Source organism: Herpetosiphon sp. (assembly GCF_003512625.1).
GTDB classification, from domain to species: Bacteria; Chloroflexota; Chloroflexia; order Chloroflexales; family Herpetosiphonaceae; genus Herpetosiphon; species Herpetosiphon aurantiacus.
This window is the reverse complement of record NZ_DOPT01000029.1, coordinates 134,640-154,118: the sequence shown is the minus strand read 5'-3', so window position 1 is coordinate 154,118 and position 19,479 is coordinate 134,640. Positions and strand designations below refer to the sequence as shown.

General features: G+C 51.8%; 34 protein-coding genes. 33 read left to right on the top strand and 1 reads right to left on the bottom strand.

All coding sequences use genetic code 11. The features are described 5' to 3' along the window. Positions 1–98 precede the first annotated feature (98 nt). The 33 genes from rpsJ (at position 99) to rpsI (ending at position 17,436) form a co-directional block, all read left to right on the top strand. Positions 99–407 carry a 30S ribosomal protein S10 gene (rpsJ, locus tag DEF47_RS07285; RefSeq protein WP_041307187.1) on the top strand — a complete coding sequence of 103 codons (309 nt, stop codon included), beginning with the start codon at positions 99–101 and terminating at the stop codon, positions 405–407. An 85-nt stretch (positions 408–492) separates the two neighbouring features. Further along, the gene (gene rplC / locus DEF47_RS07280; RefSeq protein WP_012192433.1) at positions 493–1,131 is read left to right on the top strand and encodes a 50S ribosomal protein L3; all 639 of its coding nucleotides are present in this window, start codon (positions 493–495) and stop codon (positions 1,129–1,131) included. A gap of 10 nt (positions 1,132–1,141) precedes the next feature. Then, a complete protein-coding gene (gene rplD / locus DEF47_RS07275; protein WP_012192434.1) occupies positions 1,142–1,771 on the top strand; it encodes a 50S ribosomal protein L4 in 630 nt (209 codons plus the stop codon). A gap of 12 nt (positions 1,772–1,783) precedes the next feature. Then, positions 1,784–2,080 carry a 50S ribosomal protein L23 gene (gene rplW, locus DEF47_RS07270; protein WP_012192435.1) on the top strand — a complete coding sequence of 99 codons (297 nt, stop codon included), beginning with the start codon at positions 1,784–1,786 and terminating at the stop codon, positions 2,078–2,080. 11 nt (positions 2,081–2,091) lie between these two features. Further along, entirely contained in the window at positions 2,092–2,919 is an 828-nt protein-coding gene (gene rplB / locus DEF47_RS07265) for a 50S ribosomal protein L2 (RefSeq protein WP_012192436.1), read from the top strand. A gap of 148 nt (positions 2,920–3,067) precedes the next feature. After that, on the top strand, positions 3,068–3,355 hold the full coding sequence (gene rpsS / locus DEF47_RS07260; protein ID WP_041304992.1) for a 30S ribosomal protein S19: 288 nt from the start codon (positions 3,068–3,070) through the stop codon (positions 3,353–3,355). Between the two features lie 10 nt (positions 3,356–3,365). Continuing rightward, positions 3,366–3,707 carry a 50S ribosomal protein L22 gene (rplV, locus tag DEF47_RS07255; RefSeq protein WP_012192438.1) on the top strand — a complete coding sequence of 114 codons (342 nt, stop codon included), beginning with the start codon at positions 3,366–3,368 and terminating at the stop codon, positions 3,705–3,707. An 86-nt stretch (positions 3,708–3,793) separates the two neighbouring features. Beyond that, entirely contained in the window at positions 3,794–4,498 is a 705-nt protein-coding gene (gene rpsC / locus DEF47_RS07250; protein WP_041304994.1) for a 30S ribosomal protein S3, read from the top strand. A 3-nt stretch (positions 4,499–4,501) separates the two neighbouring features. Continuing rightward, positions 4,502–4,939: a 50S ribosomal protein L16 gene (gene rplP, locus DEF47_RS07245; RefSeq protein ID WP_012192440.1), complete on the top strand. Its 438-nt coding sequence runs from the start codon at positions 4,502–4,504 to the stop codon at positions 4,937–4,939. Further along, positions 4,929–5,132 (top strand): 50S ribosomal protein L29, encoded by a 204-nt coding sequence (gene rpmC, locus DEF47_RS07240; protein WP_012192441.1) that lies wholly within the window; start codon positions 4,929–4,931, stop codon positions 5,130–5,132. The genes rplP and rpmC overlap by 11 nt, the downstream gene beginning before the upstream one ends. Then, complete coding sequence (rpsQ, locus tag DEF47_RS07235; protein WP_012192442.1) at positions 5,132–5,470, top strand: 30S ribosomal protein S17; 339 nt, start codon at positions 5,132–5,134, stop codon at positions 5,468–5,470. Before rpmC ends, rpsQ begins: the two co-directional genes overlap by 1 nt. Beyond that, positions 5,467–5,835: a 50S ribosomal protein L14 gene (gene rplN / locus DEF47_RS07230; RefSeq protein WP_012192443.1), complete on the top strand. Its 369-nt coding sequence runs from the start codon at positions 5,467–5,469 to the stop codon at positions 5,833–5,835. Before rpsQ ends, rplN begins: the two co-directional genes overlap by 4 nt. Before the next feature lie 74 nt (positions 5,836–5,909). Continuing rightward, a complete protein-coding gene (rplX, locus tag DEF47_RS07225) occupies positions 5,910–6,218 on the top strand; it encodes a 50S ribosomal protein L24 (RefSeq protein WP_041304996.1) in 309 nt (102 codons plus the stop codon). A 163-nt stretch (positions 6,219–6,381) separates the two neighbouring features. Next, positions 6,382–6,921 (top strand): 50S ribosomal protein L5, encoded by a 540-nt coding sequence (gene rplE, locus DEF47_RS07220; protein ID WP_012192445.1) that lies wholly within the window; start codon positions 6,382–6,384, stop codon positions 6,919–6,921. 63 nt (positions 6,922–6,984) lie between these two features. Continuing rightward, positions 6,985–7,170 (top strand): type Z 30S ribosomal protein S14, encoded by a 186-nt coding sequence (locus tag DEF47_RS07215; protein WP_012192446.1) that lies wholly within the window; start codon positions 6,985–6,987, stop codon positions 7,168–7,170. Between the two features lie 18 nt (positions 7,171–7,188). After that, positions 7,189–7,587 (top strand): 30S ribosomal protein S8, encoded by a 399-nt coding sequence (gene rpsH, locus DEF47_RS07210; protein ID WP_012192447.1) that lies wholly within the window; start codon positions 7,189–7,191, stop codon positions 7,585–7,587. 55 nt (positions 7,588–7,642) lie between these two features. Continuing rightward, positions 7,643–8,182, top strand: a complete 540-nt coding sequence (rplF, locus tag DEF47_RS07205) for a 50S ribosomal protein L6 (protein ID WP_012192448.1) — start codon at positions 7,643–7,645, stop codon at positions 8,180–8,182. Positions 8,183–8,251: 69 nt separating this feature from the next. Beyond that, positions 8,252–8,617 carry a 50S ribosomal protein L18 gene (gene rplR / locus DEF47_RS07200; protein ID WP_012192449.1) on the top strand — a complete coding sequence of 122 codons (366 nt, stop codon included), beginning with the start codon at positions 8,252–8,254 and terminating at the stop codon, positions 8,615–8,617. A 17-nt stretch (positions 8,618–8,634) separates the two neighbouring features. After that, positions 8,635–9,183, top strand: a complete 549-nt coding sequence (gene rpsE / locus DEF47_RS07195; RefSeq protein WP_012192450.1) for a 30S ribosomal protein S5 — start codon at positions 8,635–8,637, stop codon at positions 9,181–9,183. 2 nt (positions 9,184–9,185) lie between these two features. Next, positions 9,186–9,380, top strand: coding sequence for a 50S ribosomal protein L30 (gene rpmD / locus DEF47_RS07190; RefSeq protein ID WP_041304998.1), 195 nt, complete (start codon positions 9,186–9,188; stop codon positions 9,378–9,380). Further along, on the top strand, positions 9,380–9,832 hold the full coding sequence (gene rplO / locus DEF47_RS07185) for a 50S ribosomal protein L15 (protein ID WP_012192452.1): 453 nt from the start codon (positions 9,380–9,382) through the stop codon (positions 9,830–9,832). The genes rpmD and rplO overlap by 1 nt, the downstream gene beginning before the upstream one ends. Before the next feature lie 105 nt (positions 9,833–9,937). Next, the gene (gene secY / locus DEF47_RS07180) at positions 9,938–11,257 is read left to right on the top strand and encodes a preprotein translocase subunit SecY (protein WP_012192453.1); all 1,320 of its coding nucleotides are present in this window, start codon (positions 9,938–9,940) and stop codon (positions 11,255–11,257) included. Positions 11,258–11,343: 86 nt separating this feature from the next. After that, the gene (locus DEF47_RS07175; protein WP_012192454.1) at positions 11,344–12,000 is read left to right on the top strand and encodes an adenylate kinase; all 657 of its coding nucleotides are present in this window, start codon (positions 11,344–11,346) and stop codon (positions 11,998–12,000) included. A 195-nt stretch (positions 12,001–12,195) separates the two neighbouring features. Continuing rightward, the gene (gene infA / locus DEF47_RS07170) at positions 12,196–12,417 is read left to right on the top strand and encodes a translation initiation factor IF-1 (protein WP_012192455.1); all 222 of its coding nucleotides are present in this window, start codon (positions 12,196–12,198) and stop codon (positions 12,415–12,417) included. Positions 12,418–12,497: 80 nt separating this feature from the next. Then, positions 12,498–12,614: a 50S ribosomal protein L36 gene (gene rpmJ / locus DEF47_RS07165; RefSeq protein WP_083469996.1), complete on the top strand. Its 117-nt coding sequence runs from the start codon at positions 12,498–12,500 to the stop codon at positions 12,612–12,614. 12 nt (positions 12,615–12,626) lie between these two features. Then, on the top strand, positions 12,627–13,010 hold the full coding sequence (gene rpsM, locus DEF47_RS07160) for a 30S ribosomal protein S13 (protein ID WP_012192456.1): 384 nt from the start codon (positions 12,627–12,629) through the stop codon (positions 13,008–13,010). 42 nt (positions 13,011–13,052) lie between these two features. Continuing rightward, positions 13,053–13,466: a 30S ribosomal protein S11 gene (gene rpsK, locus DEF47_RS07155; RefSeq protein ID WP_012192457.1), complete on the top strand. Its 414-nt coding sequence runs from the start codon at positions 13,053–13,055 to the stop codon at positions 13,464–13,466. 158 nt (positions 13,467–13,624) lie between these two features. Further along, positions 13,625–14,260, top strand: a complete 636-nt coding sequence (gene rpsD, locus DEF47_RS07150; RefSeq protein ID WP_012192458.1) for a 30S ribosomal protein S4 — start codon at positions 13,625–13,627, stop codon at positions 14,258–14,260. 42 nt (positions 14,261–14,302) lie between these two features. Then, entirely contained in the window at positions 14,303–15,298 is a 996-nt protein-coding gene (locus tag DEF47_RS07145; protein WP_012192459.1) for a DNA-directed RNA polymerase subunit alpha, read from the top strand. A gap of 14 nt (positions 15,299–15,312) precedes the next feature. Then, positions 15,313–15,660, top strand: coding sequence for a 50S ribosomal protein L17 (gene rplQ, locus DEF47_RS07140; protein ID WP_012192460.1), 348 nt, complete (start codon positions 15,313–15,315; stop codon positions 15,658–15,660). Between the two features lie 8 nt (positions 15,661–15,668). Further along, on the top strand, positions 15,669–16,487 hold the full coding sequence (gene truA / locus DEF47_RS07135) for a tRNA pseudouridine(38-40) synthase TruA (RefSeq protein ID WP_012192461.1): 819 nt from the start codon (positions 15,669–15,671) through the stop codon (positions 16,485–16,487). Positions 16,488–16,597: 110 nt separating this feature from the next. Further along, complete coding sequence (rplM, locus tag DEF47_RS07130; protein WP_012192462.1) at positions 16,598–17,032, top strand: 50S ribosomal protein L13; 435 nt, start codon at positions 16,598–16,600, stop codon at positions 17,030–17,032. 5 nt (positions 17,033–17,037) lie between these two features. After that, complete coding sequence (gene rpsI, locus DEF47_RS07125; protein ID WP_012192463.1) at positions 17,038–17,436, top strand: 30S ribosomal protein S9; 399 nt, start codon at positions 17,038–17,040, stop codon at positions 17,434–17,436. A gap of 234 nt (positions 17,437–17,670) precedes the next feature. Here the strand turns inward: rpsI and abc-f are convergent, their stop codons facing one another. Next, the gene (abc-f, locus tag DEF47_RS07120; protein ID WP_012192464.1) at positions 17,671–19,356 is read right to left on the bottom strand and encodes a ribosomal protection-like ABC-F family protein; all 1,686 of its coding nucleotides are present in this window, start codon (positions 19,354–19,356) and stop codon (positions 17,671–17,673) included. Between the last annotated feature and the right edge of the window lie 123 nt (positions 19,357–19,479).

Sequence of the window (19,479 nt, the reverse complement as noted above, 5' to 3'; positions counted from 1 at the left end):
GGTGCTGGCATCGTGACCGAAATCATCGCATAAGCTATAAAACGGCTGGCAGGTGTGCCCGTCACACCTGCCTTCTTTTGCGCTTAGGAGTAATGACGTTGGCAAAGCAAAAAGTTCGCATTCGCCTCAAGGCGTATGACCACAAGATCTTGGATCAGTCGGCACGCCAGATCGTGGATGCGGCAGAACGCACCGGTGCCCAGGTCGCTGGCCCAGTGCCGTTGCCGACCAAGATCGAAAAATACAGCGTGTTGCGCTCACCCTTCATTGACCGCGACAGCCAAGAACAGTTCGAAATTCGGACCCACAAGCGTCTGATTGACGTGATCGATCCAAGCCAGCAAACGATCAATGCTTTGATGAAGCTCAACTTGCCCGCTGGTGTGGATATTGAAATTAAGCTCTAATCGGGAACCCCGCTTGGAGCCATAGCCAATACGGCTGGGCGTGGTAGCCCAGAGGCTCCGCACGCTATGGACTAAGGAGTAACCAATGCTCAATGGTATTTTGGGTCGCAAAATTGGCATGACCCAGATCTTCACCGAAAAAGGTGAAACCATTCCTGTCACCGTGATCGAAGCTGGCCCATGTGTGGTCACCCAACTTCGCACCAAGGACAAGGATGGCTATGAAGCAGTCCAACTCGGCTTCGGCGAAATCAAACCACGAAAAGTAACGAAGCCAATTCAAGGACACCTGAAAGCTGCTGGTCGGCTGGTTCGCTTCATGCGCGAAGTGAAAACCACTGACTTGAACGCACACAATGTCGGCGACGTGGTAAATGTTGATATTTTCCAAATCGGCGAAAAGATTGATGTCGTCGGCACAAGCAAAGGTCGCGGTTTTGCTGGTGTTGTTAAGCGCCACGGTTTCCGTGGTGGCCCAGCAACTCACGGTCAAAGCGACCGCCATCGCGCCCCAGGTTCGATTGGTTCAGGCACCACCCCAGGCCGCGTCTGGAAAAACATGCGCATGGCTGGTCGGATGGGCAATGATCGCGTAACCGTTCAAAATTTGGAAGTGGTAAAAATTGACCTTGAACGCCACGTAATCTTAGTTAAAGGCTCAGTGCCAGGCGCTAAGAATGGTTTGGTGATGGTCTCACGGGCAGCTAAGGCCACGAAGAAATAGGAGTTGACGCATGGAAGCCAAGCTTTATAACCAAGCCGGTCAAGCTATCGGCACGCTTGAGCTGCAAGACTACATCTTCGGCATCGAGCCTAACATTCCCGTGATGCACCAAGCAGTCATTCGCCAACTGGCTAATGCACGTTTGGGCACTCACAGCACCAAGACTCGTGGTGAAGTACGTGGTAGCACGCGCAAGTTGTATCGCCAAAAAGGTACTGGTCGCGCTCGCCAAGGCGCTATTCGCGCCCCCCATCACTCAGGTGGTGGTGTTGTTCACGGGCCAAAGCCCCGCAAGTACACCAAAGCTATGCCCCGCAAAATGCGCCGCTTAGCTGTACGCTCGGCACTTTCGGCCAAATACGCTGAAAACCAAATCATTTTCTTAGATGATTTGAGCTTGAATGCACCAAAAACCAAAGACTTCCTGGCTTTGTTGAAAAACTTGCCCTTAGTCGGCGATAAGACGCTGGTGGCATTGGGTGAAAAGAGCGATAACATCACGTTATCAGCCAGCAACCTGCCAAATGTCAAGACCTTGTTGGCAGCCTACCTGAATGTTCGGGATCTGTTGACCTACGACACCTTGATTTTGCCCAAGTCGGCACTCAGCGTTGTTGAAACAATTCTGGGCAAAAAGTAGGAGATGCAACCGATGAACGCGCACGATATTATTATTCGCCCCGTCATCACCGAAAAAAATACGGCGTTGATGGAAGAGGGCAAATACACGTTCGAGGTGGCACAAGAAGCCAACAAGCCGATGATCAAGGCTGCTGTGCAACAGATTTTCAACGTCAACGTGAAAGCTGTTAACACCATGAATGTCAAGGGTAAGTTGAAAGTTCGCCGTACTCGCAATGGCCAACAAAGCGGTTATAGCCGCAGTTGGAAAAAAGCCATCGTTACCTTGGCTCCAGGCGAACGGATCGAAATCTTCGAAGATCTCTAGGAGGTTACGCAGTGGGCATCAAACGCTATAAACCGACATCGCCGGGTCGGCGTGGCATGACCGTCTCGGACTTCGCAGAAATCACGAAGTTCGAGCCAGAAAAGTCGCTTACCGAACCCTTAAAGAAACATGCTGGCCGTAACAATCACGGTCACATTACCACCCGTCACCGTGGTGGTGGCCACAAGCGCCGCTATCGCTTGATCGATTTCAAGCGCAAGAAATTTGATATTCCAGCAAAAGTAGCGGGGATTGAGTACGATCCAAACCGCTCAGCGAATATCGCTTTGTTGCACTACACCGACGGCGAAAAACGCTATATCATTGCTCCATTGGGCTTGAAAGTTGGCGATACCTTGATGGCTGGCCCTAACGCTGAAATTCGCGTTGGTAATGCTTTGCCATTGGCCAATATCCCAATCGGTTCGCAAATTCACAACATCGAATTGACCCCTGGTCGTGGTGGCCAATTGGTGCGCAGTGCTGGTAACACCGCCCAATTGATGGCCCGCGAAGGTAACTATGCCACTGTGCGTTTGCCATCTGGCGAAATGCGCATGGTGCACATCAAGTGTATGGCTACCTTGGGTCAAGTCGGCAATGTTGATCACCAAAACATTATGATTGGGAAAGCTGGTCGCAGCCGCTGGTTGGGCCGTCGCCCAGTCGTGCGTGGTTCAGCAATGAACCCTGTTGATCACCCACACGGTGGTGGTGAAGGTCGGGCCCCAACCGGTATGAACCCCAAAACCAAATGGGGCAAGCCAGCAATGGGCAAGAAGACCCGCCACAACCCCCGCACCCAACGCTTTATCGTGCGGACTCGCAAGCAAAAATAATCCCTGGGGAGCGCTTCGTTGTGATGGCGCTCCTCACCTTGGAGCAAGGGCGGCTTGGCCGCCGCTGCACTGGGTTCCGATAACTCGTGCAGCGCCTTCTCCCTCGTGAGTAGTGACAACAACTACTGCAACTAAAGGAAGGAAACGAATGTCTCGTTCAACCAAAAAAGGTCCATTCGTTGACGTTCGGCTCTTGAGCCGCGTTGAAACGATGAATCGTGGCAATGAAAAGCGCCCACTCAAAACGTGGTCACGCGATTCAACCATCTTCCCTCAGATGGTTGGTCATACCATCGCTGTCCATGATGGCCGCCGTCACGTGCCAGTGTATATCACTGAAAACATGGTTGGTCATAAGTTGGGTGAATTCGCGCCGACCCGCACATTCCGTGGGCACGGTGGCAAAAAGGCCGACAAGCGCGGCAAATTAAAGTAAGAGGTGCGCAATGCAAGCTAAAGCCATTCTGCGTAACTTCCGCATGTCGCCGCAAAAAGTTCGGCTGGTTGCCGACCTCGTGCGCGGTAAAAATGTGACGGAAGCGCTGGGGATTTTGCAATATCTGCCCCACAAGGCAGCCCCAGAAATTGCCCGCGTGATCAAGTCGGCCAAGGCCAATGCCGATCACAACTATCAAATGTCACCCGAGGATCTGGTCGTTAAAACGATTATGGTCGATGCTGGTCCAGTGCTCAAGCGCTATATGCCTCGTGCACGTGGCCGTGGTGATCGTATCTTGAAGCGTTCGTCACACATTACCGTGATCGTCGATGACGGCGAAGTCTTGTAGAATATAAAGCATGAATGATGAAGGCATCGTGCAATGATGGCCTTCATACTTCATCCTTTAGTTCATCACTATCTTAGGAGGATCTCTTGGGTCGTAAAGTGCATCCGAATGGATTCCGCCTCGGCATCATCAAAGATTGGAAATCGAAGTGGTTTGCCGAGCGTAACTATACCGAACAACTGCACCAAGACTTGGCACTGCGTAAATATATCGAAGGTGCCGATGAGTTGAAAAATGCTGGTGTAGCACTTGTTGATATCGAACGCTCAGCCAATCGGGTTGAAGTGACCATCCACACGGCTAAGCCAGGGATTGTCATTGGCAAACGCGGCGCGAACGTCGATACCCTCAAAAACCAAATTGAAAAACTTACAGGCAAAAAGGTGCGCTTGAATATTCAAGAAATTCACCAGCCTGAATTAAATGCTTACCTGGTGGCCGAAAGCGTTGCTGAACAAATCAGCAAGCGGGTTTCACACAAACGTGCCATGAAGCAAGCAACCCAACGTGCCATGCGGCTTGGTGCTCAAGGCATCAAAGTCAAATGCTCTGGCCGTTTGGGTGGCGCTGAAATGAGCCGCTCATTGTGGGAACGTGAAGGTCGTGTGCCTTTGCACACCATCCGCGCAGACATTGACTACGCCTTGGTGCATGCTCACACTACCTATGGCCGGATCGGGGTTAAAGTTTGGATTTATAAGGGCGATGTGCTTGGTCAACGCGAACGCCAATCTGCAACTGCAGCAGCCGATGCGCCAAAAACCAACACTCGTTCGGGCAAGGGGTCGTAAACCATGTTAATGCCCAAGCAGATGAAATATCGCCGCCCACACCGCCCTCGTAACATCAAGGGTATTGCACAACGCGGCGCAACTGTGGCATTCGGTGATTTTGGTTTGGTCTCGCTCGAAGCTGGCTGGATCACCAGTCGCCAAATCGAGTCGGCCCGCCGTACCATCACCAACTATGTGAAGCGGGGCGGTAAAGTTTGGATTCGGATCTTCCCAGATCGTCCAATTACCCAAAAGCCTGCTGAAACACGGATGGGTTCCGGTAAAGGTTCAGTTGAATACTATGTCGCAGTGATCAAGCCAGGTCGCGTGTTGTTCGAATTGAACGGCGTGCCCGAAGATGTGGCCCAAGAAGCACTGCGCCGCGCTGCCCAAAAATTGCCAGTCAAGTGCAAATTCGTAACCAAGGCATCGCAGGAGGTTGGCTCAAATGAAGGCTAGTGAACTGCGCGACATGAGTAACGCTGATTTGGAAAAGTTGATCAACGATAACAAACAAGAGTTGTTCACCATGCGTTTCCAAAAATCAGTTGGCAAATTGACCAACACCGCCCGCGTGCGGTTGTTGAAAAAAGATATCGCCCGCGCCAAAACGGTCATCCACGAACGCACCTTGGTGGCGGAGGGAAATTAATGAACGAGCATTTAGCAACAACTGATAGCCGCAAGCAAAAAGTTGGTCGGGTTGTCAGCAATAAAATGAACAAAACCGTGGTAGTTGCGGTCGATTACCTGCGCCCGCACCCGTTGTATCGCAAAACCGTGCGTCAAACCAGCAAGTTTTACGCTCATGATGAAAACAACGAATGCCATGTAGGCGATACCGTGGTGATCGAAGAAACCCGCCCCTTGAGCAAGCTCAAGCGCTGGCGCGTGGTTGAAATCGCCACCAAAAACCGCCGCGAAGGCTTGAATGTTCTGCGCCAAGACGTAGTAACCGTTGAAGGCGAAACCGAGGAGGCCTCGTCGTGATCCAGCAAGAATCTCGTATGCGGGTTGCCGATAACACAGGCGCAAAAGAGCTGTTGTGTATTCGGGTACTCGGTGGCACCAAGCGCCGCTATGCTAGCGTTGGCGATACGATTATCGCAACCGTCAAGCAAGCCAACCCAGGTGGCTCAGCCAAAAAGGGCGAAGTTGTTCGCGCCGTGATCGTTCGGGTCAAAAAGGGCTATACCCGCCCCGATGGCTCAATGATTCAGTTTGATGATAATGCTGCTGTCATTATCAACCAACAAGGCAACCCTCGCGGCACGCGTATCTTTGGGCCGGTCGCCCGTGAATTGCGCGAAAAGCAGTACATGAAGATCATCTCACTTGCTCCAGAAGTGTTGTAACATTCTTCACGAGCTGTGGTACAATACAACGCTTGTGGGCAACCACATAGCGGTGACACTATGGAGGCAAAACCATGCACGTCAAAAAGGGCGACCGCGTAGTGGTCCTTAGTGGGCGCGAAAAAGGCCGCGAAGGTGTAATCAAGCTGTCTTTGCCCAAAAAAGAACGCGTCGTCGTTGAAAATGTTAATATTGTTAAAAAACACGTAAAGCCAATGGGAAATCGCCAAGGCGGTATCCTCGAAGTTGAAGCAGCCTTGCATGTCTCAAAAGTCATGTTGATCTGCCCAGCATGTGGCAAGCCTTCACGCACTGGCCATCGCGTCAATGACGAAGGCAAAAAAGTTCGTGTTTGCAAACAATGCAATGCCGACGTTGCCTAATTAGCAAGGTCGAAGACAAATGAGCAATGAACAACCCTTGGTTGCTGACTACTCATTTGGTTGGAACTATCGTATTTGCCATCTGGGCTGGCGCAGTTGTGCCGCAACCGTTTGGTAGCCTTGGTTACCAATGCTGCCGCCGAACCCCAGAAGTGAGGAACCCATGGCACGTCTTAAGGATGTCTATTTGAAGACCGTGGCTCCTGCATTGTTCAAGGACTTTGGCTTTAAGTCCCCTATGCAAGTGCCTCGGATTACCAAGATCGTCATCAACATTGGCTTAGGTGAAGCGTTGCAAAACCCCAAAGCGGTGGAAGCAGCTATCGGCGACTTGACCATGATTGCAGGTCAAAAGCCAGTTGTAACCCGCGCTAAGAAATCGTTGGCAGCCTTCAAACTCCGCCAAGGTATGCCGATCGGCGCAATGGTAACCCTGCGCAACGACCGGATGTACGATTTCTATGATCGTCTGGTCAACTTGGCGTTACCCCGTATCCGCGACTTCCAAGGCTTAAGCCGCAAATCGTTCGATGGTCGCGGAAACTACAGTATCGGTATTCGGGAACAAATCATCTTCCCTGAAATCGAATACGATAAAGTCGATAAAATCCGTGGTCTTGAGGTGGCGATTGTTACCACCGCTCCAAACGACGAACAAGGCTTTGCTTTGTTGAAGGCGTTGGGGATGCCGTTTCGTGACTAGAGTTGGTCAGGCACTACAGGTGTAGTGAACCAACGACTCTTAACTGGGAGGCCAAAACAGTCTATGGCTAAGAAATCAATGATCGTCAAGGCGAATCGCGCACCAAAATTTTCAACGCAGGGATACAATCGCTGCAAGCGCTGTGGTCGGCCTCGGGCGTACATGCGAAAATTTGGTATCTGCCGGATCTGCTTCCGCGAGTTGGCATCACAGGGGCTGATTCCCGGTGTAACAAAATCAAGCTGGTAGAACCAGGAGGACGAGCTAGTGAGCGTTAATGATCCAATTGCCGACCTGCTGACACGCATCCGCAACGCGGGTATGGCGCGTCACCAAACGGTGACGATTCCATTGTCGAAAATCAAGCGCGGTATTGCTGAAATTTTGCAAGCCGAAGGCTATATCAAGAGCTTTGAAGTTCAAGAAGGCACACCATTCTCAAACTTGGTGTTGACCTTGAAATATGCTGCTGACCGCAAGCCAGTCATTACCGGCTTGAAGCGGGTTAGCCGCCCAGGTTTGCGGGTCTACACCAAGCGCAACGAGATTCCTCGGGTGCGTAATGGTTTGGGCTTGAGCATCCTTTCAACTCCTAAGGGGTTGATGACCGGTGATGCCGCTTGGAAAGCAGGCGTTGGCGGCGAAATTGTTTGTTACATTTGGTAATACTAAACGAGGACAACGGTAGCATTACCGTCATCACTCGTGGAGGAAATGACCCATGTCACGTATCGGTCGTAAACCGATTGAAGTTCCAGCTGGCGTAACTGTGAACGTTGACAGTAATAATCTGGTCACGGTCAAAGGCCCCAAAGGAACCTTGAGCGAATCAATTCGGCCTGAAGTTACGGTTAATATCAATGGCGCAACGGTAGAAATTACCCGCGTCAACGATAGCCGTCAGGCTCGCGCTTTTCACGGTCTCTCACGGACGCTGGTCGCCAATATGGTCGATGGCGTAACCAAGGGCTTTGAAAAAACGCTCGAAATGAATGGTACAGGCTACCGCGCTACACTTGATGGCAAAACTTTGGTGCTTTCACTTGGCTTCTCGCACCCAGTGCGGGTTGAGCCATACGAAGGCAATAGCTTTGAAGTAGCCGAGCGTCGGGTTGTGATCAAAGGTCCCAACAAGCAAAAAGTTGGCGACCAAGCAGCCAATATTCGTAAGCTGCGTCCACCCGAACCCTACTTGGGCAAAGGCATCAAGTACAGCGACGAAGTGATCCGCCGCAAGGCCGGTAAAGCTGGTAAGAAGTAGGCTGTTGGCGGCGGCGTAGCGTGGCATCACTAACGCGCCGCCTAACCCACCTACAGGAGAAATATAGCAATGTCGAAATTTACATCCCGCGAATTGCGGGCCCGACGGCATCGTCGGCTTCGTGGTCAACTCAGTGGTACGCCCGAGCGCCCACGCTTGAATGTGTTTCGCTCAGGCCTGAATATCTATGCCCAAGTGATCGATGATCTCGCTGGTCATACGCTTGTTTCCGCGTCAACGATCGATACCGAATTACGCGGCAGCCTTGGTGAGCAACGCAAGCTCGAACAAGCACATTCAGTTGGCAAGGCCGTTGCAGAACGTGCTCGCGCCGCTGGGATTACCAAAGTGGTGTTCGATCGCGGTGGCTACAAATATCACGGTCGTGTGAAAGCTGTTGCCGAAGGGGCACGCGAAGGCGGACTTGAATTCTAATCAACTCTGGAGGCAACGTGGCGAAGCGAAATCGAACTGGCGCTGATGAAGTTGAACTGGACGAACGAGTTGTCCAGATCAACCGCGTCGCGAAAGTGGTCAAGGGTGGCCGCCGCTTCAACTTTAGCACCGTCGTAGTCGTTGGCGATGGCAACGGCAATGTCGGGCTAGGGATGGGCAAGGCTTCTGAAGTACCTGAGGCGATCCGTAAGGGCGCTGAATCAGCCAAACGCAATATGATCGCGGTTTCCGTTATCGGAACCACCATTCCACATGAAATTGTGTCAACCTATAAAGCATCAAAAGTGTTGCTCAAGCCAGCCTCAGCTGGTACCGGCGTTATCGCTGGTGGTGGCGTGCGGGCCGTGCTTGAAGCCGCTGGCATCAAGGACGTTCTGACCAAATCATTGGGCAGCAACAACTCAGTCAATGTAGTGCGAGCTACCTTGAAGGCACTTTCTGAATTGCGGACTCCGCAAGAAGAAGGCCGTCGCCGTGGTCGCGCCGCATCGTCATTCCGCCTGAGCGGCCAAAGCCGCGCCGTTATCAGCGGTACGGAGGAGTAACGATGACTTTGCGTATTACTTATAAAAAGAGTTCAATCGGCTATAGCCAAGCGCAAAAAGATACCGTGCGCTCACTCGGCTTGCGCAAATTGAACCAGGTGGTCGAACTTCCAGATACTCCGGTTGTCCGTGGGATGATCTTCAAGATCAAGCACTTGGTAACTGTCGAGGAAGTGACTGCGACGGAGGCCAAGTAATGAAATTGCATGATCTGAAGCCAGCACCAGGCTCAACACGCAAAAGCAAGCGCGTTGGTCGTGGTCATGGTTCGGGCAAAGGTAAGACCTCTGGTAAAGGTATGATGGGTCAAAAGGCTCGTTCAGGGCCAAACCCCTACCCACACTTTGAAGGTGGTCAAAATCCTTTGGTCCGCCGGATGCCCTACAAGCGTGGCTTTACCAACCGTTTCCGGGTTGAATATACCGTCGTTAATGTCGGTGATTTGATCGAATGGAACAATGGCGATGTAACGCCAGAAGCACTGCGCGAAGTCGGCTTGATCAAAAACCTCAAGCAACCGATCAAAGTCCTCGGCGATGGCGACCTGAACGTAGCCCTCAAGGTGCGTGTCCACAAGGTTAGCGCCAGCGCTCGCCAAAAAATTGAGGCTGCGGGCGGTTCAGTTGAACTGATTGACGCTGCCGCCTAAACAATGGTGATGCGATGACCTTCTCTTGCGACGGCGTAGCGGGCTTTGCCCAAGGCTACGCCGTTTGCAAATGAAGGTCATTCGTGCATTGCACAGGAGAATTCCATGCTTCAAGCTGTGGTCAACGCGCTTAAAATCGCCGAAGTGCGTAAGAAAATTTTGTTCACCATGATGATGCTGGTGATCTTCCGCTTTATCGCGGCTATCCCAGTGCCAGGGGTCGATACAGCCGAACTCGATCGGTTGTTTAATGGTCAGTTGCCGTTGAGCGATTTGGCTAACTTCCTCAACTTGCTCTCGGGTGGGGCGTTGCGGCAGTTCTCGGTCGCAGCCATGGGGGTCTATCCCTACATCACGGCTCAAATTATTATGCAGTTGCTGATTCCGTTGATCCCAGCGCTGGAGCAATTGAGCAAAGAGGGTGAGCAGGGCCGCAATCGTATTCAGCGCTATCAGTATTTCCTCACCGTGCCACTGGCCTATCTCCAAGGCTATGGCCAAATTAAATCCTTGATCAACAGCGGGATTAATTTGTTCGGTACGTTGAATTTCAGCATCACCGAAAACTTCTTCCAAACCTTCTCGATCTTGACGATTATGGTTTCAGGCTCGATGTTCTTGGTTTGGATGGGTGAGTTGATCGACGAACGCGGGATTGGTAATGGGCTCTCGATGATTATCTTCGGCGGGATTGTTACGGCTCTGCCAAGTATGGTTTATCAAGCAATCACCACCTCAAGCTCAGGCAATAACGTCATCGGCGGGATTTTGCTGCTGATCGTGACCTTGGCGACCGTGGTGGGGATTGTGTTGATCACCGAAGGCCAACGCCGCATTCCAGTTCAATATGCCAAGCGCGTGCGCGGCAACAAGGTCTATGGCGGTCAATCAAGCCACTTGCCATTAAAGGTCAATATGGCTGGGATGATTCCCTTGATCTTCGCCCAAAGCATTTTGATTTTCCCCAGCACCGTTGCTTCCTACTTCTGGAATCCCAACGGTTCGGGCTTCTTCAATGGCGTTGCCAACTTCTTCGTCAATAGCTTTGGCCCGAATGGCTTGGCCTTTACCTTGGCGATGTTTGTATTGGTCTTGCTCTTCACCTACTTCTATGCCTTGGTGATGTTCAACCAACAAAATTTGCCTGAAATGTTGCAACGCAACGGCGGCTTTATTCCAGGCATTCGCCCAGGTCGCAACACCGAAGTCTATTTGACCAAAGTCTTGAACCGCATCACCTTGATTGGCGCGGTTGGCTTGGCGGTAGTTGCAGCCTTGCCCTATTTTGTGCAACAAATTACCGGCTTGCAAATTGGCTTTAGCAGCACCGGTTTGTTGATTGTGGTTGGTGTGGCGGTCGATACCATGCGCCAACTCGAAGCCCAAATGATGATGCGCAATTACGAAGGCTTCATCTCGCGCTAAGAAACGCTAACTGCTGTGGGCAGGCGGCGCTATGGCGAACAACGGCGTTCGCCATCCTTTGCTGACTCACCGAGGAGCACTGACCTATGAACATCATTTTGCTTGGTTCGCCTGGAGCGGGCAAAGGAACCCAGGCAACTGAGTTGGAAGCAGCAACCGGCATGAAGCATATTGCCAGCGGCGATATGTTTCGGGCGGCTGTGCGTGAAGGCACACCACTGGGCAAACTCGCCCAATCGTATCTCGATAAAGGCGAGCTTGTGCCCGATGATGTTGTGATTGGCATGGTTTTGGAACGGGTACGCCAACCCGATTGTGAAAATGGGGTGATTTTCGATGGGTTTCCACGAACGCCTCAACAAGCCGAAGCCCTGCAAGCAGCCCTAGCTGAACATAACGATGCGATCAACGCCGTGTTGTTGCTGCATGTCGATAAAGATGTGTTGATTCAACGGGTGATTGGGCGCTGGACTTGCAGAAAATGTCAAGCTGTATATAATACATACTTCCGAGCACCAAAAGTCGAGGGTGTTTGTGATCTCTGCGAAGGCGATTTGTACCAACGCAGCGATGACAACCTTGAGACGATCAACCATCGACTTGATGTTTACGAAGCCCAAACATCGCCATTAATTGCCCATTATCGCACGCAAGGAATCTTGCACGAAATTGATGGCCTTGGCGATATCGACGATATTACTGCACGCATGGTTCAAGCAATTGAATCGGCAAAGCCGTGCTAAATTTGTGGTATAGTAATAGGTACCGATGCAGAAGCATGGGCCGACGGCCTATGCTTCTAGCTTGCTGCGTATGCTATACACCGTCTGCTGGCGTATTGCACAGCCCAGTGACGGATTATCCTTTGGGGCAATCGCGCACCACTCGCAACGCATGCGACCATTGCCACCGCTGATGTGCTAGTTTTAAGGAGTTATATGGCCAAGAAGAAGGATGTCATTGAGGTCGAGGGCGTTATTACTGAGCCACTGCCAAACGCGATGTTTAAAGTAGCGTTGGATAACGGGCTGGAAGTATTAGCACATGTCTCTGGCCGGATTCGGATGAATTATATTCGGATTCTCAAAGGCGATCGCGTGCTAGTCGAACTCTCGCCCTATGATCCGACTCGTGGCCGTATTACTTATCGGTACAGATAACACACTGACCACCGCAACCAATGCCTCGGGCCGAAGCGGACTGGGGGTTGGATTGTTGTGTGTCTACGAGCGAGGTTCCGATGAAAGTTCAACCATCAGTTAAACCACGCTGTGAATATTGCCGGGTCATTCGTCGTAAGGGCGTTGTCCGCATCATTTGCAGCCGCACCCCGAAGCATAAGCAACGGCAAGGCTAAGAGGAGCATCGAATGGCACGTATTTCAGGGGTTGATATTCCCCGCAACAAACGGGTGGAAATTTCCCTTACCTACATCTACGGGATTGGTCGCACCACCAGCACTGAAATTCTGGCTCGCACCAATATCAATCCAAATGTTCGGGTCAAAGATTTGACCGAAGACGAAGTGATTCGTTTGCGCGAAATCATCGACCAAGATTACACCGTTGAAGGCGATTTGCGTCGGGCTGTTCAATTGAACATCAAGCGTTTGATGGATATTGGCTGCTACCGTGGGATTCGTCACCGCAAAGGCTTGCCATTGCGCGGTCAACGCACCAAAACTAACGCCCGTACCCGCCGTGGTAAAAAAGGCGCAGCAATCGGTGGCAAGAAGAAAGCTACCAAGAAGTAATTTCCTGAATTTTTATTTTCAACGCTATTTCGGAGGCCTTGAATGGCGAAACAAGCAAAAGCGGGAGCAGCTCGCCGCCCTCAACGCGGTCGTCGCCGTGAGCGTAAAAATGTGCCGCGTGGCCAAGCTCACGTGCAAGCAACCTTTAACAACACGATCGTTACGATCACCGACCCAGCTGGTAACGTGGTTTGCTGGAGCAGCGCTGGCGCAAGTGGCTTCAAAGGCTCACGCAAAAGCACTCCCTATGCAGCCCAAGTAACTGCTGAACAAGCAGCACGCAAAGCCATGGATAACGGCATGCGCGTCGTCGAAGTGTATGTAAAAGGCCCAGGCGCTGGCCGTGAATCAGCGGTGCGGGCACTGCAAGCTACTGGCTTGTCGGTTATTGCAATCACCGATGTTACGCCAATCCCACACAATGGTTGTCGCCCACCAAAGCGCCGCCGCGTGTAATGGCTTCGCGGCAGCATGCTGCCGACGAAGTGTGTAGTAGCAACGCCACGATTAAAATACGTGAGCAGGATGAAGCACGGCTGTTCCTATACGTGGAAATAGGAGTCGGTGTGTAAACTGCCTTGGCAATTAGGAATTGCGAAGGGACAAACAAGAACATGGCTCGATATACTGGTCCAGTATGTAAATTGTCACGCCGCGAAGGCGTTGACCTAATGCTCAAGAGCGGTAACAGTGGCCGCAAGGTGCTTGAGCGCCGTGGGAGCCAGCCCCCTGGCCAACATGGGGCTTCAGTCCGACGACGACAATTGTCTGATTATGGTGTTCAGTTGCGCGAGAAGCAAAAAGTTCGCCGGATCTATGGTGTTTTGGAACGCCAGTTCCGCCGCTATTATGGCATTGCGACCCGTACCACCGGCCAAACCGGTGCTGTGCTCTTGCAAATCTTGGAACGTCGCCTCGATAATGTGGTGTTCCGCTTAGGCTATGCAGTAACTCGCGCCCAAGCTCGCCAGTTGGTCAACCACGGTCATATTACCGTGAATGGCCGCAAAACCGATATTCCTTCAGCCTTGGTTGAAGTTGGCGATGTAATTGGCGTGCGGGCCGAAAGCCGCAAACGCGATTATTTCAAAGATCTCGAAGAAACCAAACAACTCAATCGCGTGTCACCACCTAGCTGGTTGTCACTTGACGCTGGCAAGATGGAAGGGGTTGTGCAAACCTTCCCATCACGCGAAGAGTTGGATATGTCGATTAACGAGCAGTTGATTGTTGAATTCTACAGCCGCTAATCGGACGTAATCGGTATCACTATCCCAGCAGGAGGCGGATACGTGCTAGACATTGCAATGCCCAAACTCGAATGTGTCGCAGCGGCGGAGAACTATGGGCGGTTCAAAATTGAGCCTCTGGATCCCGGGTACGGGCACACATTAGGGAACGCGCTGCGACGGGTGTTGTTGTCGTCCATCCCTGGGGCAGCGGTCATCAAGATTAAAATTGATGGGATTTTCCACGAGTTTTCGCCAATTCAAGGCGTGCGTGAAGATGCTACCGAGATTGTGTTAAATGTGAAAGGCATTCGTTTGCGCTCCTACGCCGAACGCCCAGTCAAGATGATTTTATCCAAGACTGGCCCAGGCGTGGTGCGGGCAAGCGATATTGAATGCCCTTCAAATGTGGAGATCGTTAACCCCGATCACTACATCGCAACCCTCGATAGCTCCGATGCTCGCTTGGACATGGAGTTGACCGTGGAACGTCACCGCGGCTATCTGCCAGCTGAAAATCGTGACCCGGTGCCGATTGGCGAAATCCCGGTGGATGCGATCTTCACGCCGGTGCACAAGGTTAACTACGTTGTGGAACACACCCGCATTGGCGGGATGACCGACTTCGACCGTTTGTTGCTTGAAATTTGGACTGATGGCACGGTTAAGCCAGGCGATGCTCTCAGCTACGCCGCGCAAGTGCTGGTTCAATATTCATCGATCATCGCCGATTTCAATCGCTTTGACGATGAACAAGAGCAAGTTGGCGATGCCAATGGTCTGGTTATTCCCAGCGAGATCTACGATATGCCTATCGAAGATCTTGACCTTTCAACCCGCACCTACAACTGTCTCAAGCGTGCCGACATCACCAAGGTTGGGCAAGTGCTGGAGATGGACGAGAAGCAACTGCTGGCTGTGCGGAACTTGGGGCAAAAATCCATGGACGAAATTCGCGAGAAATTAATCGAGCGCAATTTACTGCCAACCTTGCCTTTCAACTCCGCTATTCTGAACACCAATGTCGCTGCCCGTCTGAACGACGGTAGCGCTGAATAGACGAGGATCGTTTCATGAGACACCGCAAGTCTGGCAAGAAGATGGGCCGGCCAACGGCTCAGCGCAAAGCCTTATACCGCAGCTTGATGATTGCGATTATTGAGCATCGCGGCATTACAACCACTGATGCCAAGGCCCGCGCAGTTCAACCAGAAGTTGAAAAATTGATTTCATTGGGTCGCTTTGATACTCCCCACAATCGCCGGATGGCGCTTTCGAAGCTGCACAGCAAGATTGCCATGAACCTTTTGTTCCAAGTGGCTCCTGCTTACGCCGAACGCCCAGGTGGTTACACGCGGATTGTCAAGATGGGCTTCCGCAAAGGCGACGCTGCGGAAATGGCTCGGATTGAATTGGTCTAGCTTGCCCTATGAGCCGTACTTTAGCATTGTGTTTTGAATATCTCGGCACTGCTTTTTGCGGCTCGCAATGGCAACCAGGCGGTCGCGCCGTGCAAACGGAGTTAGAAACCGCTTGGCAACGATTAACAAGCGAAACTGGGCGTTGGATTTTTGCCGGTCGCACCGATGCAGGAGTTCACGCCCTAGCCCAAGTCGCCCATATCGTGAGCGATACGCCGCGCAGTTTGGATACAATTGCCAAGGCAATCAATGCCATTACGCCGCCCGATATCAGTGTTCACGAAGCATGGGAGATGCCAACTGGCTTTCACGCTCGCTTTAGTGCCCGTCAACGAACATATCGCTATGTTTTTGATAGTGCACCTGCACCTTCAGCTACGCTCTCTGGGCGGGTGCTGCGCCTCGATCATCAACTAGATTGGGCGGCGATGCAGGCGGCCTTGGATACCCTGATTGGCACACACGATTTTGCGGCGTTCGCTGGCGCTGGTCACGAAGGCTCGACAACTCGCACCTGTATGTTGGCGCAATTACGCCCCGCAGAGTGGCTTGGTCGCCCAGTGACTGTCCTGCATTTGCAGGCCAATGCTTTTCTCAAGCATATGGTGCGCAATATCGTTGGTACGTTGCTGATGGTTGGCGATGGCCGGCTTTCATTGGAAGCTTGGCAGGCAATTATTGCCAGTCGCGACCGTCGTAACGCAGGCCCAACCGCGCCCCCACAGGGGTTGTATTTAGAGTCGATTGGCTATGACCCAGCACTTCAGCCATTGGCGACAAGTTCACGCTGGGATGGCACGACCTATTTTCGGACGTATCAAGGCTAACGATGTGAATACGGGCAGGTTGCCAACGCTTCTCATCGCCAACCTTACAACGATTTGTGAACATGCCAGCGTGGCATAATTCACAATTCATACACGAGGAATTCAGCAGCATGAAGACTTATAGCCAAAAAGCTTCGGAGATTCAGCGCGAATGGCTGGTCGTCGATGCACAAAATCAGGTGCTTGGTCGGCTCGCGACCCAAATTGCAACCCTGATTCGCGGCAAACACAAGCCAACCTATACGCCAAGCATGGATGGCGGCGATTTTGTGATCGTGGTCAACGCTGAGAAAATTCGCGTTACCGGCGATAAAGCTAACCAAAAAATTTACTATCGACACTCGAACTTCCCTGGTGGTTTGAAGCGCACCGCTTATAAAGTGATGATGCAAACCCACCCCGAGCGGATCATTTACTTCGCGGTAAAAGGCATGTTGCCACGCAATCGCTTGAGCCGCCATATTATCAAAAAACTGAAGGTGTATGCTGGTGAGAGCCATCCTCATGCATCACAATCACCTAAAGTCTATGCGGTGAAAGGTTAATAACGATGAGTGAACAACGCTATTTCCAAGGCACTGGTCGCCGCAAGACCGCCGTGGCTCGGGTACGCTTGTATCCTGGCACTGGCGAATTTGTGGTCAATGGCCGCACCTCAGAAGAATTCTTCGGCGGTCGCGCTTTGTATCAACAATTGATTCGCCAACCGTTGTTGGCTGCCAATCAACTTGGCTCGTTCAATGTGTTGATCAAGGTTCGTGGCGGTGGTGATACTGGCCGCGCCGAAGCTGTGCGCCACGGTATTGCTCGCGCGTTGGTCGATGCAGATCCAGCATTCAAGCCAATTATGCGGGCTGCTGGCCTCTTGACCCGCGACGCTCGTAAAAAGGAACGTAAGAAACCAGGTTTGGTCAAGGCTCGCCGCGCCAAACAATACACCAAGCGCTAAAGTTTTTAGCCTTTGGTGTCCGGTTCTTCTCCCCCAGCCTCGGAGCTTCGGTTCTAAGGCTGGGGTTGTTTTTTAGGGTTCAGTTAAATTTGATCCACGAAGAGCACGAAGAACACGAAGCGAAGGATGTTTTTAGCCACGAATTGCACGAATGATGTTCCCATAGCCCAAAGCCTCTAGCCTGATTTCCAATCCCTATGTTCTATGCTCTATGTTCTATGTTCTTCATCCCTTCTATCGTTTAACTTTGGCCTTAGTCTTAACCACTACCGGCTCGATAATGGGCGCTGGCGGGGCTTTACTAGCTTCACGCCAAGCACTGTAGCCGCCAAGGTGAGCTTTGATGCTACCATCATTGACAGCCCAAACTCGATCAACCACGCGATCAAGAAAGTAGCGGTCGTGCGAAATCACAATCACTGTGCCGTCGTAGCGTTCTAGGGCATCTTCCAAGACTTCGACCGAATCAATATCTAAATGGTTGGTCGGCTCATCAAGAATTAGACAATTGGGTTTGGCTAACATCAACAATGCTAATTGCAAGCGTGCCCGTTCGCCACCAGAAAGCGAGCCGATGCTTTGGCGACATTGAGCATAACTAAACAAAAATCCACCTAAAAATGCCACCGCTTGGCCCTCGTACATCGAACGCGTGAGGCGTACTACATCAATCGGCGTTTGGCTATGATCAAGCGTCTCAACGCCTTGGGCAAAATAGCCAATTTCGATCGATGGGCCAACCCAAACCATGCCATCGCTTGGCTCAAATTGCCCATGCATCAACTTACCAAGCAGACTTTTGCCCGCGCCATTTTGGCCGACGATCCCAACCCGTTCGCCGCGCCAGATGGTTTGTTCAATTCCCAGAAGCACTAAATCGTCGCCAAAGCTCATACTGACATCACGTAGATCGATGATTTTTTGGCCGCCACGTTGCTCGGAGCGTAGGCTCAAGCCGACTTTGCGCCGCTCCAACACGGGCTTTTCAACTTTATCCATCTTATCAATCTGCATTTGCTTGACCCGCGCCTGCTTGATATGGCGCTCGTTGGGAACTAACGATGCCCACAATTGAAAGCGCTTAATTGCTTCTTCTAAGCGATTAATTTCCTTTTGTTGCGCCATAAAATCTTGCTGCTGGCGTTGCAAAGCCAATTGGCGATTGACGGCGTAGGTCGAATAATTGCCAAGCCAGAGGCTAGTTTTGCCAGCTTCCAAATGCACAACGCTGGTGATGGTTTCATCGAGCAAATAGCGATCGTGGGCGACAATCACCACCGCCCCAGCAAACTCACGAATTGTCGTCTCTAAAAACTCGCGGCGGTTCAAATCGAGGTGGGTCTCTGGCTCGTCGAGCAGCAATAAATCAGGGCGTTGAATCAAACAGCTAGCCAAGCCGATCATTTTGCGTTGGCCGCCGCTGAGCGAGTTGGTTGGCAAATTCAGATCGTTGCCATCGAAGCCAAATTGCTGTAAATAGCCACGAGCATCGTTATAGAGCATTGAGCCACCCAGCTCCTCGAATTGGTTCAATAGGCGACTGTGACGCTCTAAAACCTGATTCATCCGCTGAAGATCGTTGGCGATCACTGGCTCGCCTAGTTGGTTTTCGCAGGCCTGAATTTGGGCTTCAAGCTCAGTCAAATCAGGGCGGGCGGCCATGACGGTTTGCAACGGTGTGCGCTGATCGCCCACGATATGCTGCGAAAGGTAGGCAATGCGTAATCCGCGCCGTGTGCTAATGTGGCCAGCCGTCGGCGTTTCAAAGCCTGCCAATAAGCGCAGCAACGTCGATTTGCCTGCACCATTCGAGCCAACCAAGCCGATGCGGGCGTGTTCGTGAATTTCCCAATTTAGGCCGTTGAGAATACTTCGACCACCAATGCTGTAGTGAACATCCTGAGCGCTAGCGATAATCATTGGGCAACCTCCAAAATCGGGGGCAGCACTATGCACGAGCATCAAAAAAGACTAGGGGCGCATAATGCTGCCCCTAGTCTTAATCATTTGGTTTCAATCGCAAATGGTTCAGATTTTAGGCGC

What these genes read in the sequence shown, in the direction of transcription:
- DEF47_RS07175 (WP_012192454.1), top strand. Translation starts at nt 11,344, where the DNA reads ATGAACATCATTTTGCTTGGTTCGCCTGGAGCGGGCAAAGGAACCCAG.
- rplD (WP_012192434.1), top strand. Translation starts at nt 1,142, where the DNA reads ATGGAAGCCAAGCTTTATAACCAAGCCGGTCAAGCTATCGGCACGCTT.
- infA (WP_012192455.1), top strand. Translation starts at nt 12,196, where the DNA reads ATGGCCAAGAAGAAGGATGTCATTGAGGTCGAGGGCGTTATTACTGAG.
- rplR (WP_012192449.1), top strand. Translation starts at nt 8,252, where the DNA reads ATGTCGAAATTTACATCCCGCGAATTGCGGGCCCGACGGCATCGTCGG.
- rpsI (WP_012192463.1), top strand. Translation starts at nt 17,038, where the DNA reads ATGAGTGAACAACGCTATTTCCAAGGCACTGGTCGCCGCAAGACCGCC.
- rplF (WP_012192448.1), top strand. Translation starts at nt 7,643, where the DNA reads ATGTCACGTATCGGTCGTAAACCGATTGAAGTTCCAGCTGGCGTAACT.
- rpsD (WP_012192458.1), top strand. Translation starts at nt 13,625, where the DNA reads ATGGCTCGATATACTGGTCCAGTATGTAAATTGTCACGCCGCGAAGGC.
- rplO (WP_012192452.1), top strand. Translation starts at nt 9,380, where the DNA reads ATGAAATTGCATGATCTGAAGCCAGCACCAGGCTCAACACGCAAAAGC.
- truA (WP_012192461.1), top strand. Translation starts at nt 15,669, where the DNA reads ATGAGCCGTACTTTAGCATTGTGTTTTGAATATCTCGGCACTGCTTTT.
- rplQ (WP_012192460.1), top strand. Translation starts at nt 15,313, where the DNA reads ATGAGACACCGCAAGTCTGGCAAGAAGATGGGCCGGCCAACGGCTCAG.
- rplX (WP_041304996.1), top strand. Translation starts at nt 5,910, where the DNA reads ATGCACGTCAAAAAGGGCGACCGCGTAGTGGTCCTTAGTGGGCGCGAA.
- abc-f (WP_012192464.1), bottom strand. Translation starts at nt 19,356, where the DNA reads ATGATTATCGCTAGCGCTCAGGATGTTCACTACAGCATTGGTGGTCGA.
- rpmJ (WP_083469996.1), top strand. Translation starts at nt 12,498, where the DNA reads ATGAAAGTTCAACCATCAGTTAAACCACGCTGTGAATATTGCCGGGTC.
- rpmD (WP_041304998.1), top strand. Translation starts at nt 9,186, where the DNA reads ATGACTTTGCGTATTACTTATAAAAAGAGTTCAATCGGCTATAGCCAA.
- rplW (WP_012192435.1), top strand. Translation starts at nt 1,784, where the DNA reads ATGAACGCGCACGATATTATTATTCGCCCCGTCATCACCGAAAAAAAT.
- rpsS (WP_041304992.1), top strand. Translation starts at nt 3,068, where the DNA reads ATGTCTCGTTCAACCAAAAAAGGTCCATTCGTTGACGTTCGGCTCTTG.
- rplP (WP_012192440.1), top strand. Translation starts at nt 4,502, where the DNA reads ATGTTAATGCCCAAGCAGATGAAATATCGCCGCCCACACCGCCCTCGT.
- rpsQ (WP_012192442.1), top strand. Translation starts at nt 5,132, where the DNA reads ATGAACGAGCATTTAGCAACAACTGATAGCCGCAAGCAAAAAGTTGGT.
- rpsM (WP_012192456.1), top strand. Translation starts at nt 12,627, where the DNA reads ATGGCACGTATTTCAGGGGTTGATATTCCCCGCAACAAACGGGTGGAA.
- rplC (WP_012192433.1), top strand. Translation starts at nt 493, where the DNA reads ATGCTCAATGGTATTTTGGGTCGCAAAATTGGCATGACCCAGATCTTC.
- rpmC (WP_012192441.1), top strand. Translation starts at nt 4,929, where the DNA reads ATGAAGGCTAGTGAACTGCGCGACATGAGTAACGCTGATTTGGAAAAG.
- rplV (WP_012192438.1), top strand. Translation starts at nt 3,366, where the DNA reads ATGCAAGCTAAAGCCATTCTGCGTAACTTCCGCATGTCGCCGCAAAAA.
- rplM (WP_012192462.1), top strand. Translation starts at nt 16,598, where the DNA reads ATGAAGACTTATAGCCAAAAAGCTTCGGAGATTCAGCGCGAATGGCTG.
- rplE (WP_012192445.1), top strand. Translation starts at nt 6,382, where the DNA reads ATGGCACGTCTTAAGGATGTCTATTTGAAGACCGTGGCTCCTGCATTG.
- secY (WP_012192453.1), top strand. Translation starts at nt 9,938, where the DNA reads ATGCTTCAAGCTGTGGTCAACGCGCTTAAAATCGCCGAAGTGCGTAAG.
- DEF47_RS07215 (WP_012192446.1), top strand. Translation starts at nt 6,985, where the DNA reads ATGGCTAAGAAATCAATGATCGTCAAGGCGAATCGCGCACCAAAATTT.
- rpsK (WP_012192457.1), top strand. Translation starts at nt 13,053, where the DNA reads ATGGCGAAACAAGCAAAAGCGGGAGCAGCTCGCCGCCCTCAACGCGGT.